The 15,728-nt window shown below is 61.6% G+C and carries 7 protein-coding genes; all 7 read right to left on the bottom strand.

Going from position 1 to position 15,728, the window contains the following annotated elements; translation table 11 throughout:
- Nucleotides 1-347: 347 nt before the first annotated feature.
- Nucleotides 348-2,330, bottom strand: coding sequence for an FAD-dependent oxidoreductase (locus CKA38_RS09465; protein ID WP_108825251.1), 1,983 nt, complete (start codon nt 2,328-2,330; stop codon nt 348-350).
- Between the two features lie 60 nt (nt 2,331-2,390).
- On the bottom strand, nt 2,391-3,806 hold the full coding sequence (locus CKA38_RS09460) for a sulfatase family protein (RefSeq protein WP_108826525.1): 1,416 nt from the start codon (nt 3,804-3,806) through the stop codon (nt 2,391-2,393).
- A gap of 67 nt (nt 3,807-3,873) precedes the next feature.
- Nucleotides 3,874-4,119: a hypothetical protein gene (locus CKA38_RS09455; protein ID WP_152032770.1), complete on the bottom strand. Its 246-nt coding sequence runs from the start codon at nt 4,117-4,119 to the stop codon at nt 3,874-3,876.
- An 85-nt stretch (nt 4,120-4,204) separates the two neighbouring features.
- Nucleotides 4,205-10,441 carry an autotransporter outer membrane beta-barrel domain-containing protein gene (locus CKA38_RS16780; RefSeq protein WP_108825249.1) on the bottom strand — a complete coding sequence of 2,079 codons (6,237 nt, stop codon included), beginning with the start codon at nt 10,439-10,441 and terminating at the stop codon, nt 4,205-4,207.
- A 26-nt stretch (nt 10,442-10,467) separates the two neighbouring features.
- Nucleotides 10,468-13,839, bottom strand: coding sequence for a TonB-dependent receptor (locus CKA38_RS09445; protein WP_108825248.1), 3,372 nt, complete (start codon nt 13,837-13,839; stop codon nt 10,468-10,470).
- A gap of 117 nt (nt 13,840-13,956) precedes the next feature.
- Entirely contained in the window at nt 13,957-15,102 is a 1,146-nt protein-coding gene (locus CKA38_RS09440; RefSeq protein WP_108825247.1) for a FecR family protein, read from the bottom strand.
- Nucleotides 15,099-15,695: an RNA polymerase sigma factor gene (locus CKA38_RS09435; protein ID WP_108825246.1), complete on the bottom strand. Its 597-nt coding sequence runs from the start codon at nt 15,693-15,695 to the stop codon at nt 15,099-15,101. The genes CKA38_RS09440 and CKA38_RS09435 overlap by 4 nt, the downstream gene beginning before the upstream one ends.
- Between the last annotated feature and the right edge of the window lie 33 nt (nt 15,696-15,728).

Here is a 15,728-nt window from a genome sequence, read left to right as displayed (position 1 = left end):
CCCGAACCGCCAATGTCATGGGCTGGAAGCCCATGCTACCCGAGCCGCATCGGGCTCAGGCACACTTTTAATCACATCCGTCGTGGTTATGGCCAATGTCAAAAGGCAAGGGCTGAGTTCGTCTCAGGTTTTGAACTCGTCTCAAGCTTTCGTTTCAGGTTTCGGCTCAGCCGGAGGCTTCGCCCTACCAAAAGGCTTTCCCATGCGACAACTTAAACCGGTAACGCCCTAATGGGTAGGGCGCGCGCGCCGGGTATTACGGGAGCCAAACTCGGCGGCCTCGGCGACGCCGCCCTACCATTGTGCTCACCAAAGAATAAAACTCATTCGCTACCGGCCTGTTGTTTTTACGGCCGCGTGAGTTGTTCCAATGCGGCGATGAGTTTTTCCGTGCTGGCGCCGGTGCAGGTTTTGCCTTTTTGCGCATAGCGCTTCCAGTCGGCGGGACGGGACATCAGGCCGGCGGCGTGCAGGTAATCGCACGCCTCGTCGAGCGTCACGCCGGGCTTTTTCTTCGAGACGGCGTTCACAATCAGTGTCGCGACGGACTGGCCTGCGCAGGTCTTGCCGGGACGGGCGTTTTTCAGCCAGTAGTCGGGCTGTTGTATGATTCCGCGCGCTTGCAGCGCGGCGAGGTTCTCCGCCAGTTTGCCGGTAGCTGCGGCGGTTGTTTTTGTGCCTGAATCCGCGGGGCGTTCGAGAATCTGGCCGTCCTTCAACAGGCGGGCGCGGAGTTTCTTGTAATCAACTTTTTGCAGCGAAACATTGTCATCAATCGCAAGCGCGGCGGCGGTGGCGGCGGACTGGCCGAATACCATGAAAACGGGCTCCATGCGAATCGAGCCGTAGGCGATGTGCGAGGCGGACATGCACACGGGCACGATGAGGTTCACGCACTCGCTTTCACGCGGCACGATCGAGCGGTAGCCGACGGGATAGGGCGGAAATTTGCCGACCTGCACATCGCCCTCGTTGCGAACGTGGCCGTTTTTGTCGACGTAACGCTGGACGTGGTGCGAATCCATCGTGTAGGCGGCCATGCCGATGGAGTCGTTCACGGTTTCGCGGCCCTGGCAGTGGTGCTGGGTCATCACCAAGTCGGAAACCATGCGGCGCGCCTCGCGCACATACAACTGCCCCTGCCAACCGCCGCCTTCGATGAACTCGTCCTTGGTCATGCCCCAGCGCGAGACGAATTCGCGGATTTCAGCGGGCACGCGCGGATGGTAGGCGAGCGACCACATGAGGCCTTGTTGATATAGCAGGTGACGGCGTGCGATTTGCTCGCGGGTTGCATAGTCGGCTTCGGGATAATCGTAATTCTGGCCGATGAAATCGGTGGAAAAACCGCCGCGATTATTAGTGTCGGTTTTGCGGTTGGGCATGGGGGAGTTTATCCATATCCACTTTTTCACAGTGGCGAGGTCAGGCGCGGCCTCGATGTTGCGGAAAAGCAACTCATACCAATCCTCGCGGTAGCCATCCGGTTTTATAAACGGGATTCTGTTTTCGGGATGATCGGTGAGGCACATGCGGTAGCAATACGCCTGCACGCGCTTGTCGCCCGCGCCCTCGACGCCGGGGCCGGTCGGGTCAATGAACGGCAGCAAGCCGCTGGCCGGATCGCCTTTTCGCACATAAGGGTCAACGCCCGGGAAAAACTGGTGCCATTTGTCCATGGCAGTTTGCACGCCGTTTAGTGCTTCGCCATACAACGAATTGGCCTCGCGTCCGACGGTGTAGGTGATGCCGGCGAGCGCCATGAGGTCGCCCTCGTAGGTGGCGTCGATGAAAACTTTGCCGCGATACTCGCGCCCCGCCTCGTCGCGGATGGCAATGATACGGGCGCCGTTTTTCACGATGCCGTTTTTCGAACGGTCGAGGCGGGCGTTTTTAACATACTCGATGCCGTCGCGCGCGAGCCAGCCGTTGTAGATGTCGAGCGCGACGTGCGGCTCGAAAATCCACCAGACATCGGCCTCGGTGCGGTTTTTGGAGGCGCGAAGCTCCTCCGACTTCTGCCATTTCCACGCCTCGGGTTTTTGATAATGGTCGCGGACGGCGCGGTAAAACTCGCGTGAGATGCCGCCGATGACATGGCGATTGCCGATGTCGGTCTGGCCGAGGCCGCCCGTGGTGAGGCCGCCGACGCGGGAGGAGTGCCCGACGATGACAACGGATTTGCCCATGCGGCGCGCCTGGACGGCGGCTGCGACGGCGGCGGAGTTGTCGCCGTAAATGACGATATCGCGTTCGACCGGCGCCGGCGCGGCGGTGGCAACGAGCGTGAGGGTAATGGCGAGTGCAAGGGTGATGATGCGGGTTTTCATGGATGAGTGAGATTTATGGTTGGTTTGTCATGCCGCGCAAAGCGGCAGCATGCCCGGTGTTCACCGGGGGGCAATGGAGGGGCTGCGGTTGTTTTTGCCGACGACGCCGGTGAGGTCGTCGCCGATGTCCTCGCGGATGGCAGCGGCGATTTGCTCCAACTTGGCGCGGACTTCGGGATATTGCCCGATGACGTTGTAGCGTTCGCCCGGGTCGCGGCGGAGGTCGTAGAGAAGCGGGATTTCCAGCTTGGCCTTTTCGTTCACGGGGCCGGGTTTGCCGTCAACGCCGGGCGCAAAACCTTCGTAGGTGCGATGGGGATGGGGGAAGATGAGTTTGAAGTTTCCGTCGGTCACGGCTTCAAGGTTGTTTTTGCGGTAGTAATAACAAAAACTCTCGCGCGGGTTGGCGTCGGGTTCGTGCCTCAGGAGCGAGATGATATTCACCCCGTCGATTTTGTGCGGGGGCAGGGGCGCGCCTGCGATGTGGGCGAAGGTGGGCAACAGGTCCAGGGTCGAGGAGAGTTTGTTGCAAATGGTGGCGGCGGGAATGGTGCCCTTCCATTGCATGATGCAGGGGACGCGTTGCCCGCCCTCGAAGCTGGTGCCCTTCCCTTCGCGCAGGCCGCCGGTGGTTCCCGCGTGATTGCCGTAGTTGAGCCAGGGGCCGTTGTCGGAAGTGACGACGACGAGTGTGTTTTCCTCCAAGCCCTCGCGCCTCAGCTTGTCCAGTATTTGGCCGACGCTCCAATCGATTTCCATGATGACGTCGCCGTAGAGTCCCTGCCGGCTTTTGCCCTTGAACTTTTCGGAGACCGCGAGCGGAACGTGCGGCATGGGATGCGCGAGATATAAAAAGAACGGTTTGTTTTTATTTTTATCTATAAACTGCAACGCCCTGTTTGTGAAATTGGTGGTGAATTGGCTCTGGTCGGGGTTCAGCTCGATGGTTTTGTCGCCCTCAATCAAGGGGAGGTCGGGAAATTTCCTCGTGGGATGACGCGGCCACATGTCGTTTGAATAGGGAATGCCGTAGTATTCATCGAAACCGTGACGCGGGGGAAGCGCGTGGGGAAGGTGGCCGATGTGCCATTTGCCGAAGGCGGCCGTGGCGTAGCCTTTTTTCCTCAAAACGTCGGCGATGGTTTCCTCCTTCTCGCCAAGGCCGATGCGGGATGACGGCCCAAGCGCGCCGGAATAGCCGATGCGATTGGGATAACACCCGGTGAGCAAACCGACGCGCGAGGCGGTGCACACGGCTTGCGCGGCGTAGAAGCGGGTGAAGCGCATGCCCTCGGCGGCCATTTTGTCGAGGTTGGGCGTTTCGTATCCGATGGCGCCGGTGGTGCCGATGTCGCCGTAGCCCATATCGTCCATGAAAATGACGATGACGTTTGGCGTCTGCTGCGCGGCCACCACCGCGAGCGGCACGAGCATGGCGGAGGGGAGGAGCAATTTTTTGAGCAAATTTGTTTTCATGGGAGTTTTTTTGAGGCGGCAACGCTCACGAACGAAATCGGAATCTTTGCGCAAATCATGCGGCACATCAACCCTTCGCCTTCGATTGTTTGGCGCCCGTTCTCGTTGGAGCCTCCTCAATGCGCAGCCGCTGGCCGCGCGCCTTCAGTTTTTCCTGCAATTCCGGCACCGGCACGTCCTGCACCGCGAGGTTGCCCCGGATCGCCATCACCGCCGCCACGCATCCCTGCGCCATTCCATTCCCAAGTTTTCGGTTAACATGCACCAGACCGTAAAAACCGTGCCGGGATTCGTTTTTGTTCATCGTGCGCATGGGATTCATTTAGTGTGGCTGGCGTTGTTTTTTGTCAGCGGGGAAAAGACACAATGGGTGTGATTATTTCAGGAGACAAAGATGCTTACCACGCGACACGGTAGCCGGTGTTCAGTGACCAAGGGCGGGTGTAACTCTCCGCGTATGTGTATTCGTAGTCGGCAAAGAACTGACTGCGGCGGGAAATGGCATAAGTGAAACCGCCGCCGAATTCGCCTCGGACATCGTCATAACCGTCGAGGGTGCGCTCGAGGCCGGGTGTGCGGATGGCGCCGTTGCGAGTGTTGCTATTGGCGATGGCGAGGCGGACGTAGGGATGCCATTTGCTTTTGCCGAGACGCCGGCCGATGCGGGTTTGGGCACGGGTATGGATTGCGGTGATCTCATCAATTTCAACGTGCAAACGTATTTGCTCGGGATGGATGTCGTAGTCGGCCTCGTCTATCAGGACGGCGGCAACCTGGGCGGAAAGCTCGAACCACCAGTTGGCGCCGTCGAAGCGGCGACCGAATTCGATACTGGCTCCCTTGGCGAGATTTTTATAGCCCGCGTCTTGGATTTGGGCATTGCGGGTCGGGAGAGAGAAATCGTTGTCGTAGTGGTCGATTCGGAGAACGATGTCGGTGAACCAACCACTGCCGGCAAGGTAGGTGGCATAAAGGCCGGCTGATGTATTTTTGGAGTCAGTGGAAGCGGGGCCGTGAGTGCGGTTAAGGTAGCCGATATCAATAAAGGCGCCGATGGCGGTGGTGATGTTGCCGGAGCGGAATTGTTTGTCGGCGCCGAAGGTAAAGCCCCATGCCACCTGGTCGAAGGAGACGCCGGAGAGCGTGTCGTCACTGTCGACGCGATTGGCATGGAAGCGAAACCAACGATCTGCCTTCGGAGGTTTTTTGCCCGAGGCGGTGGCCCTGAGGTCGCCCATGCGCAGGTTGAGTGTGTCGAGAGCATGGTGCCAGTCGTTGGTGAGCATGGCGGCATGCGTGTAAATCGTGTCGGCAATGGTTGAGTAGCCGGCGTCCGCAAGATACCACGAGGTCGTTTGAGGGAGGAGGACTGAACCATCGCCCTGCTTGAGTTCGTAGGCGGTGAGGCCGAGGGTAATTTTTTCGCCAGGGGCGTCGAGAGTGAAGGCCGCCGAGGAGGGGCCGGTCGAAATGAGTTCAATGGTGACGCCGTGATTGGCCGGGCGTGTGCCGCCGAGGTTGAGCGCGAGGGTGTGCGAACCGGAGGCCGCGGAGGTGACGCGAAGGAAGTCCGCGGTCGTGCCACCGGGGTTGACGCCTGCGGCAGCGGTCGCGAGGTTGACATTCATTTCGATGGAGCCGGCACCCGAAAGGGTGTTAATGGTTGCGGTGCGGTGTGAATTCGACGGAGAGCCACCTCCAACTTGAGAGGCGAAGGCAAGAGTGGCGTTATTAAGGTTTAGGGCGGCGAGGTGAATATTGTCGGCAGCGAGAACGAGTCGAGAGGCGGGGCCGGCGGTAACACTCGCGACGCCCGCACCGGGAGCGAGGGTATGAGCAAGGGTAAGCGTGGAGCGGTCTAGGGTGATGTTGGCGACACCGGCACCGGCGGCAACGAAATCAAGCGTGCCGGTGGTGACCAGGAGCACGCCGGCGCCGCCGAAGGCGTTGGAAAGCTCGGCCCCGGCAATGTCGCGGTATTCAAGGGTGGCGTTTTCCGCAATGTTAACGGCGGCGGAGCCGAGAGCCTCGGCATGGGTGGCGAGAAGCGTGCCGCCAGAAATACCGGCAGTGCCGGAGAACCCAGGGCTGGCGGTGGAGAGCTCGAGGATGCCACCCGCACTGTTGGCGTGAAAAACGCCAGCACCCGAAAGGGTTTGGGCGAGTGTGCCGCCGACGGCGTCGATGGCGAGTTCGAGGGTTCCGTCCGCGCCGATGTGGATGGCGGTGCCAGTGCCGAGAGCGGAGAACGAGGCGGCGGCAAGCCGGCCCGAGCCGATGGTAATGTCACCGGCAAAGGTGTTTTCGCCAGTGAGGGCAAGGGTGGCCGTGCCAGTTTTCTGGAGGGCGGCGGGCCCGGCGATGATACCGGAAAAAGTGGTGTCTTGGGTGGAATTGAGGATGAGCGTGGCATCGGCCGCGCCTTGAAGGGTGCCGGTGCCAACGAGGTTGCTTATTGTCTGGGCGCCGGTGGCGAGGAGGGTGGCGTCGGCTTCAATGCGAACGTCGGACGAGGCGGCGATGGCGTTGGGAGTGGCGAGTTGCAGCGTGCCGGCGGACACAAGTGTCGTGCCAGTGTAGGTGTTGGCAGCAGCAAGGACGAGGGTGCCGAGGCCCGCCTTCGTCAGCGATTTGCCATCCCAGTTTTGGGCGGGATTGGCGGACTGGTCGTCGAGGATGGCGGCAAGGGTGAAGGCGCCTCCCGCGTCATTGAGGGTGAATGTGCCATGCGCGCCGGTGGAGGTGGAATACCAAGTGAGGATGGCGTCCATGAGATAGCGTTTCCCGTCGGCGGTTTTTTCGGTGGCAATGGTGAGGTAGTCGGCAACTCCATCAATGGCTCCTCCTCCAATGGAGATGGTGGCAAAGGTGCCGGTGATGGCGTTGGAGGCCTGGACAAGGGTGAATGGCATTGAGGTGTTGCCGGTGACGCCGGCGATGTTAAGCGAAACACCAGCGCCCAGAGTGATGTCGGTGGCGGCAAGCGAGGGGCCTGTGCCGGAGCCGATAATAAGGGATAGGGAGGAGCCGGCTTCGAACGCGGTGGCATCGCTGACGGTGAGGGAACTGCCTGCGCCGAGGGCGAGGCTGCCGCCGGTGGCGATGGTTGCGCTGACGGCCGTCGCGGTGGTGGCGCGCGTGGCATCACCAATGGAAAGCTCGCCGGCATCGACAAGGATGTCCTTCGCGGCGAGCGAAGATCCGGCGAGGGTAACTGACCCGGCGCCGGTTTTCAGAATGGCGCCGCCACCGGCGATAACGCCGGTGAATTCGGTGGCGGGGCCGGCGGCGGCGAGTTCGAGCGTCGCGCCGGAGGCGATGGTGAGATTGCCGGCGCCGAGAGCGTCGGCGCGGGTTGCTATGAGTTTGCCACCGGCGACAGTGGCGCCACCTGTGAAGCTGTTGCTCGCGGAAAGAGTGAGGGCGGCATCGCCGGTTTTTGTGACACTGGCCGCGCCCGTTATCAGACCGGAAAAGGTCGTATCCTGGTTTGAATACAAAATGAAATCGGCACCGCCGGGAGCGGCGGCAAGCACTGGCGCCTCCGAGCCATCCGGCCCGGCGGTGGCGAGGTTGTTTATCGTCTGGGTGCCCGTGGCGAGGATCGTGGCTCCGGGGGCGATTTGGACGGCGGTGGAGGTTGCGATGGCATTTTTTGAGGCGAGTTGCAGCGTGCCGGCGGACACAAGCGTCGTGCCCGTGTAGGTGTTGACGGTGTTGAACACAAGGGTGCCCGCTCCGGTTTTCGTCAGCGATTTGCCATCCCATCCGGCAAAGGCGGTGAAGGAGCCGCCCGCGCGATCGGCAAGAGAAACGGCGGGATCGAAAATGGCGGCGGCGGCGATGTTGTAGGTGCCATGGGCGGCGCCGGTGCTGTTCCAGACGAGGTCGGCGGCGAGCTGGAGTTTGTTGCCGGTGGGGTCGGTTTTGAGTTCGTAAAGATTGTAGGTGTCGATGGAAAGGGTGTTGGCAACGCCGTTGTTGAGGAGGGATATGCTGGTGAGGGCGTCGGGCGGGAGAAGTGCGCCGGAAACGAGAAGATCAACGTCTCCATTGCCGGCGAAGGACAGGATGTTGATGGTGGCGCCGGGGGCGAAGACGGCGGTGCCGGTGTGCATGAGCGCGGAGCCGGCGGAAATGGCGAGGGTGCCGGTGCCGGCGAGGGCAAACGTGCCGCTGGCGGAAAGCGTGCCGGAAGAGAGGGCGAGCGCGCCGGCGGAGACGGTGAGATTTTCGAGCGTGGCGATTGCGCCGGTGGCGGAGAGCGCGAGCGTGGCCGCGCCGGTTTTTGTGACGCTGGCGGGACCGGTTATGACGCCGGAGAAGGTAGTATCCTGATTTGAATACAAAACGAAATCGGCGCCGGCCGGGGCGGCGGCGAGCACGGGAGCGCCGCCCGCGCCGGCGTCGGCAAGGTTGTTTATCGTCTGGGATCCCTCGGCGAGGAGCGTGGCTCCGGGGGCGATTTGGACGGCGGTGGAAGCGGCGATGGCGTCGGGAACGGCGAGTTGCAAAGTGCCGCCGGACACAAGCGTCGTGCCGGTATAGGCGGCGGCGGTGGCGAGGGTGAGCGAACCGGCTCCGGTTTTCACGAGGGTTTTGCCATCCCAGTTTTCAAACGGGGTGAAGCCCGCGCCGGAGCGGTCGGCAAACACGGCGGACAGGGTGAATGCGTCGCCCGAAGCGATATCGAAAGTGCCGTGGGCCGCGTAGGTGGTGGTGTTCCATGCGAGATCGGGGGCGACCTGAAGGAGTTTGCCGGTGGAGTCGAGAGCGAGCACAGGAAGCACCCAGCGCTCGAGGCTGGCGGCGGGAGCGACGCCATCGGCGAGAAGCGTGAGACTGGAGAGGGGCGCGGTGATGGCGGCGGCGGAATCGACGAGGGTAACGGTGGCGCCGGCAGTGGGATCGAAATTGACGGCGTTGACGGTGGCGCCGCTGCCGAAAGCAAGCGAGCCGACGGAGAGGAGTCCGGAGGCGGTGTTGATGGCAAGGGTGCCCGTGCCGGCAATGGTTGCTCCGGCCGTTACGTGGAGGTCGCCGCCAGTGATGTCGAGGACGCCGGCGTTAATGGCAAGGGCGCCGGTGACAGTGCCGGTGAGGGCGAGTCTGGCCGCGCCGGTTTTGGCAACGGAGACGGCGGTGATGTCGCCCGCAAATGCGGTGTCGGCAGCGGAGTCGAGCGTGAGTCCGGCGGTGTTGAGAATGACGCCGGAACCGGAGAGGTTTTTTAGGGTTTGGTCGGCGGCGTTGCCGTCGATGCTGCCGGTGGACTCGAGGGTGACGGCGACGCTGTTGGCGAGTGCGTTTGCGGCGGCGAGTTTGAGGGTCCCGGCGGTGACCGCAGTGGTGCCGGTGTAACCTTGCGCGGCGGAAAGCGTGAGGACGCCTTCGCCGAGCTTGGTCAGGCCGCCATCGCCGGAAAGGGAAGGCGCAACAGTGATGGCGTAACCGTTGGAGTCGATGAACGCACCCGCGCCGGTGGTGGTGACGGCAAAGGCGCCGCCCGTCGTGCGGATGAAGGTGGTGTTGTCGGCGGCGGCCTGAAGTGTGCCGCCGGCGAAAATAAGCGAGCCGGTGCCGAGGCGGTTTTCGACAATGCGGGTGGTGAGGCGTCCGCCATTGAGTGCGATGGCGCCGTGGGCGCTGGCGCTGGCGGAGATGAAGACGCGCCCGATGTTGGCAACGGCGTTGTCGGAAATTTGGAAGAGGGCATTGCCGCTCTCACCGACCATGATTGCCGCGTTGGAGTTGCCTGTCATGCTGAGATTGGCGTTGTCCTTGAGAATGAGCGCGCCGGTGCCGGAGGCGTAGCGTCCGATGAGCATGGCGGCGACGCTGGAGTTTCTAGTGAGGGCGATTGAACCGCTGTCCTGAACGGTGAGAGTGCCGGTGCCGTAGGCGCCTATGACGAAACCATAGGAATTGGTGGCGGCGGTGGTGGCGCTCCAGAAACCGTTGCCGGCGATGGTCGCAACCCCGACGTCCCTGATCGCTGAAGAGGCGCTGCCGCCGAGATAGGCGACATCGGTGGTGTGGAGGCGTCCGTTGTCAGTGATGAGCATTTCGCCGCGCACAGCGGAGCTGCCGGCGGCGATGTTAAATTTTTTGGCCTGAACGGAGGCGTTGCCGGCAATTTCAAGGTAGCCGGTGCTGCCGAGCGCGCCGCCTCGCCCGACGGAGATTTCATTGGTGTTTATCCAAACGGCGGAGTCGTTCATATAGACGGCGCCATGGGTGCTGGCGGAGGCTCCGCCGCGCCCAATCATGCCGATGCTGGTATTGTAGAGAGTGCCTGTGCCCTTGAGAATGAGGACGGCGGTGCCGTTGGCGCCGTTTTCGTAGCCGACGGAAAGGTATTTGTCCACGAGGACGCTGCCGGAGGTGATGATGGCTGTGCCGCTGGGCATGGCGGCGTTGCCGATGGTGACATTGCCGGATGGCGTCGCATTCCAGTTGGCGGTGTTGAACCAGTCGTTGTCGCCGCCGGCTCCGGTCCAGTTGGCATCAGCGCGAACCTGCGGAAGCAGCGGGTTGAAAAGCTGAAGCGCCAAGAGGCAGGAAAGAAAGCATAGGGCGCGGACAGTTTTGGAGAAATGAGTAACCTTGGTTTCGCTTTGAACGGCAGTTTTCATGGATATGGGCAGACGGTGGCGTTTGGTCAGAAGCGGATGGTGTTGCTGAGGATGAAGAGACGGGGCGAGTAATAGGGGCGCCCGAGAATGATTTCGCCGGTGGTGGAACTGGCCACAGGGATGATGCGCTGTTTGTCGAGAAGGTTTACGATGTGAAGGTTGATTGACCAAGTTACGCTCTTGGACACGCGAAGGGTATAGCGAGCAGTGGCGTCGAAATTGAGGCGGTTGGGGTCCTTCCAGAGTTTGCGTTTTCCGCCATCGGCAACGTCGTTATAATAGTATCGGCGGATGTCGCCCCTGTATTGGGTGTTGAGGCCAAGGGTAAGTCCTCGAAGGGGGCCGCGCGTGAAGCGATAGGTGTTTTCCATGGCAAAGGTGTTGACGGTGTAACCGGTGATTTTTTCGCCAGTGGAGGAAAAAAGATGGGTGGCCTCGGCGGCGGTGACATCGCGGAGTTGGTGGGCGGTGAGAGGGAGGCCGGTGCGGCCGGTGCCGACGCCGCTCTGGGAGAGAAGGTCGCGCGCGGTGGAAGGCCTGAGCGACCACCCCTCGGCAGAGTCGAGCGGGGCGTAATAATCGGGGTTGATGTCGGGGTAGCGAAGCCAGTCGACCTGAAGCGGAACGAGAGGCGAGGTGTCGTCACCATAGGTTTCATTGACCATGAGCGGGGCGAGGCTGCCGTCGGATTGTTTTTGAGCGACGACGGTGTTGCCGCCGACCTGCATGGTGTGAAATTGGTCGTTGTAGAGAATGGGGAGGTAGTTGTTGGTGTTTTTAACAGTGCCGGGGGCATGGGTTAAGCGGAGGTAGATTTCCCATCCGGAGAGGGGTTTGACCGTAAGGGTAAGGGAAAAACCCTTGGAGAGACGGTCGCGGATGGTGTAGGGCGTGCTGTCAATATGGCGGCCGTTGATGCCCTCGGGATCGAATTCATTGCGGAAGCCGGAGAGGGAAATGGCTTCCTTGGTGACAAGGGTGTGAAAGAAACTGGCGGCGCCGGAGAGTCGGCGATTAAGCGTGTTAAACTTGAAACCGGCCTCGTGCGTGGTGCCGCGCGCGTAGGGAAGCGGGTTATCCCAAAGGTCGCGGATTTGGATGTCCTCGCGGATATTTGAGTTGGTGGAGTAGTTGTAAAAGAGGCGGATATTGTTCCAGATGTCGAAAGTGAAACCGGCGGTTGCGGTGTCCATGGTATTGGGACCGAGCTTGATACCGGTGTCGCGACGATTGGTGACGAAGCGTTCGCGGCGGTAGCCGACCATGGAAGTGAGACGCTCGTCCCACCAAAAACTGGTGAGCGTGCCGGCGACAGCATCCTCGTCTATGTCGAAAATGCGGTAAGTGCCATCGCCGGAGTTGAGGCCGAGCGGGTTGGAGGCGGTGGGAGTGACCGAGCCACGGTGCTTGATGTCGTCGAGTTTGTAAGTGTCGCCGGTAATGGGATGGGTGACTCTGGTGAAAGGCCAGGAAACGCCATACCATCCACCAGAGTGGATCGCGTTCCAGTAGTTGTTGCCGCCTCCGGAGGATGTGGTGGAATTTGAGGTATTGAGAGGGATGCGGCCGAGGGAATCGGCGGCGCTGGCATCGGGGTCAATGATGATGTTGCCGTTGGCATCCGTTTTGTAGAAGCGCTGGGAAGTATGGCTGCGCTCGGTGTCGAGCATTTGATACGAAAGGTTGAATTCATGGCGTGAAAATTTGCCAACATTGAAGCGATAGTTGCCGGCCAAACGGAAGCCCTCCTGGGAGTTGATGACCTGGCCGGTGGTGGCGCCGGTGCCCCCCTCGCCACCGTAACTGACGCGGTAAATCCACTTGCCATCAAGTTCGGGGTAGAGGGCGCGGATGGCGGCGAGAGTGGAGTTGGTGAACTCGGGGTGGTAAATGGCGGCGCTGCTTTTGGAGGCGAGGGCGAAGTTGTCGCGCTCGTCGTGACCGACGCGCAGTTGGAGGGAGAGGTTGCGGGAGACGCGCGCCTCCACTGAAACGCCGTAGTATTCGTGGTCGATGGAGCGCACCTTGGTGCCGGCGCCAACGGAATCCACTGTGCTCCACTTGAAGCCGAGGTAGCCGTCGCCCTCGCGATAGAGGAGATTGCGCAGGCGCGGCGAGGCGTATGTGGAGGAAGGGCTGCGCGCCCACTCGGGCAGGTATTCGTTCGGGATGGCGGCGGTGTAGGACTGCGCCAAGGGTTCGAGGCGGTTGAATTTGCGGTATTCCGCGCGGATGACGAGCCACTTGACGGGCCGCACTGCGACGGTGGCGTAAACGCCCCTGTGCCGGCGTCCGAGGTCCTGCTTCCAATATTTGGTGTCGTCGCGCACACCGACGGCGCGAACGGCAAATTTTCTCGTGCCGAAGTTGATTTCGCCCTGATAGCGGCGTGTGCCCTCGGAGTCGAACCTCATGGAGGCGATGGCGTTTTTCCTGTTAAAACGGGCTCGCTTGCCAACGAAGTTCACGACACCGCCGGGACCGCCGGCGCCGTAGAGGAGCGACTGGGAGCCGTGGATGTATTCGCTGGCGTCAAGGTCGAAGGAGTCGAGCGTGGTGCCCTCGGAATGGAGAAAACCCTCGCGTCGCTGGTTGGTGGCCTCAAGGCCGCGAACACGGAGGTTTTTGAAATCGGTTTCGTCACCCGGTTCGAAACCGCGCGCGCTCTCGGCGCTGCCCATGACCGGCTCGGAAAAGCCCGCGTATTTGGTGAGCATTTCAGTGAGGTCAACGACGCCCATGTCCTCCATGAAGGCGGCGTTGAAGATGTCGGCGGTGAGCGGCACGCGATCCAGCGGAAGGTTGGTGCCGGTGATGGCGTTGGAGCGGGAGGTTTCGTAACGACCGTCGCCCTTGGTGCTGGCGACGACCTCGAAAGGGGTCATTATGACAACTTCCTCGTCAACATCGCTACCGGGATTCGGGACGAGCGGGGTCGGACGGGCGGCGGTGGAAGAAGATGATGTCGCCGCGAGTGATCCGTCCGAGTCAGTCCCGGCCAAATCATCGTCACTGACAGCTCGTTCGGCGGCGGCGCGCTTGACTGCGGCTTTTTTTTCGCGGGCTGCGTCCTTCGCCCTGCGCACGGTGAGCGCGCCGGTCTTCGCGTCCTGCTCCACGACAAAACGGGTGTCCTTGAGCATGAGCTCCAGCGCCTCGCGCGCGGTGTATTCACCCTTGACCGCCTTGGTGCGCACGCCACGGACGATTCTGCTCGGGACAAGAATGTCCACGCCGGACAGGTGGGAGAGTTTTTTGACGGCATTTTCCACCGAGTCGGAGGGAATATCGAGAGCATGCCTGGCCGGTCCGTCCACACCGGCCCAAAGGCTGGCGGCGGCAAAAAATGAAAACAAACAAATGAGAACCCGGGAGGGGATCGATATGCGAGTAACCATGCCAATGCAGACGCCCCACCGCGGAAAATCTGGCACAAAAATAATGATAAAATTTTAATGCGCGTGAAAACGCCTCCATGCCTGAGCCTTGCCCGAGCCCGCCAAAACGCAGTGCCATTACCGCGGCTTGCGCAAAATAATCTCGTCACCCCGGCGCTCGGCCTCAATGCCCATGCTCAACCCGAGCACTTGCACAAACGCCTCGATATTGTCGGCGCGGAAAACCCCGCTCACGGGTTCCGCCGCCAGCCCTGGCGACGCCGGATCCAGCACCAGTCGCGCACCCGCGCTCCCATCCGGCAAATGCGAGGAGCGATTGATCAGCGCGACGGTTTCCGCCAGTGGCGTTGACGAAAACTCCAGTCTCGAAATGCGCCAGGACAGGCGCGCATTGAGCTCGGCGGGCGAGACCGGCGTCACGACGGGCGCGGTCACCGTGGGCATGGTGATATCCAGAACAACGCGTTCGCACACGCCGAGCACCGCCACGGGAACGATGGGAACGGCCGGCGATGCCGCCGCGAATGTCGGGGGTATCCGCGCATCATCCAACTCCGCCCCGGGATCATCGTCCCCGCCGGTTGTGTCCAATGGCGCCGGCGCGGAAGACTGCGTTTTTTCCACCGCGACTCGGCCCTCGGTCACCAAAACCTCCATTTGCGCGGAGTCGATTTGCACGGCGAAAGCCGTGCCAACCGCGCGCACTTCCATGCCGCCGGCCTCGACCACGAACGGGCGCGGAAGTCCCTTCGCAACCTGAAAATGCGCCTCGCCGCGCTCCAGTATCACGCGGCGGGTTGTTTCGTCATAACGCACATCTATAATTGCGCCCGGCTTGAGTTCCACTGTCGAACCATCCTCAAGCACTCGACTCTCGGGCCGGGAGACCACCACGCTCGACTGCTGCTGCGCCCCGGCGTGGCTCAATTCACCCGCGTCGGGTTGCCGCCGCATGAGCGCAAACACCAAGACCACGGCAAAAGCGCACGCAGCCCCGGACATCGCGCTAACCCGCCGCGCGCGCCTGCGTTTCGAGCGCGCCTGAAGCTCGCGCATCACCGCGTCTTGCGCGCCCGCCCGAGCCGGACGATCAAAAGCCGACCACGCGCGCGCGTAATGATCGAACGCGTCCCGGTGGCGTTCGTCCGCGTCCAGCCATTGTTGAAGCTCCTCCGTTTCAAAAGGGGTCAGCCCGGCGTCGCGCCGCGCCACCCAGCGGGCGGCGACATCGGAAACACTCTTGTTGTCGGCGCGGTTGCTCATCGTTTGCCTCGTTTGCCCTGCCACGGCTTGATCACGCCGCGCCGGACGAAAAACGCCTCCATGCGGCGGATGCCGCGATAAACTTGCTCCTCGACGGTGCACTCGGCGATGCCAAGGCGCTCGGCGACCTCGCGTTGGGAGAGATGTTGGAATTTGCGAAGGATAATGATTTCACGACAACGGGCGGGGAGCGAGTCGAGCGCCTCCGCCAGCAATGCGATTTCATCACTGGTGGACGCGGCCTCGGCGGCATCCCTGCCTTCATCCATGACGTTCAACACGGCCAAATCCGGCACTGCAATTATTGGGGATTTTTTCCGGTGGCGAATCGTGTCGAGCGCAAGACGCCTGGCCACAGTGAACAAAAACGCCTTTGCCGACTTGATCGGCTGCCCCACGCTTGCCAGCCAAATGCGCAGATAGGATTCTTGCGCGACATCCTCGGCGTCAACCGCGGGAAACGCGCCGCGCAAGTAGGATTTGAGCTTGGCGTCATGAGCGTGCACCTCGTTTCTGAACCACTGCGATTTCTCCACCGGCATGTCCGCGCAAGGCGGCACGCTGAGTGGGGAATCATGGGGAGAGGAGCTCATGGGGAACAAAGGGCTTCGATCAAAACGCTCTTC

The sequence above is a fragment of the Ereboglobus luteus genome, from assembly GCF_003096195.1.
In the GTDB taxonomy this organism is placed as follows: domain Bacteria; phylum Verrucomicrobiota; class Verrucomicrobiia; order Opitutales; family Opitutaceae; genus Ereboglobus; species Ereboglobus luteus.
The sequence above is the reverse complement of the archived record's forward strand: the minus strand, read 5'-3'. Positions and strand labels throughout refer to the sequence as shown.

Excerpts from the sequence above, each read along its gene's own strand:
- CKA38_RS09435 (WP_108825246.1), bottom strand. The coding sequence starts at position 15,695 with ATGAGCTCCTCTCCCCATGATTCCCCACTCAGCGTGCCGCCTTGCGCG.
- CKA38_RS09445 (WP_108825248.1), bottom strand. The coding sequence starts at position 13,839 with ATGGTTACTCGCATATCGATCCCCTCCCGGGTTCTCATTTGTTTGTTT.
- CKA38_RS16780 (WP_108825249.1), bottom strand. The coding sequence starts at position 10,441 with ATGAAAACTGCCGTTCAAAGCGAAACCAAGGTTACTCATTTCTCCAAA.
- CKA38_RS09460 (WP_108826525.1), bottom strand. The coding sequence starts at position 3,806 with ATGAAAACAAATTTGCTCAAAAAATTGCTCCTCCCCTCCGCCATGCTC.
- CKA38_RS09440 (WP_108825247.1), bottom strand. The coding sequence starts at position 15,102 with ATGAGCAACCGCGCCGACAACAAGAGTGTTTCCGATGTCGCCGCCCGC.
- CKA38_RS09465 (WP_108825251.1), bottom strand. The coding sequence starts at position 2,330 with ATGAAAACCCGCATCATCACCCTTGCACTCGCCATTACCCTCACGCTC.
- CKA38_RS09455 (WP_152032770.1), bottom strand. The coding sequence starts at position 4,119 with ATGCGCACGATGAACAAAAACGAATCCCGGCACGGTTTTTACGGTCTG.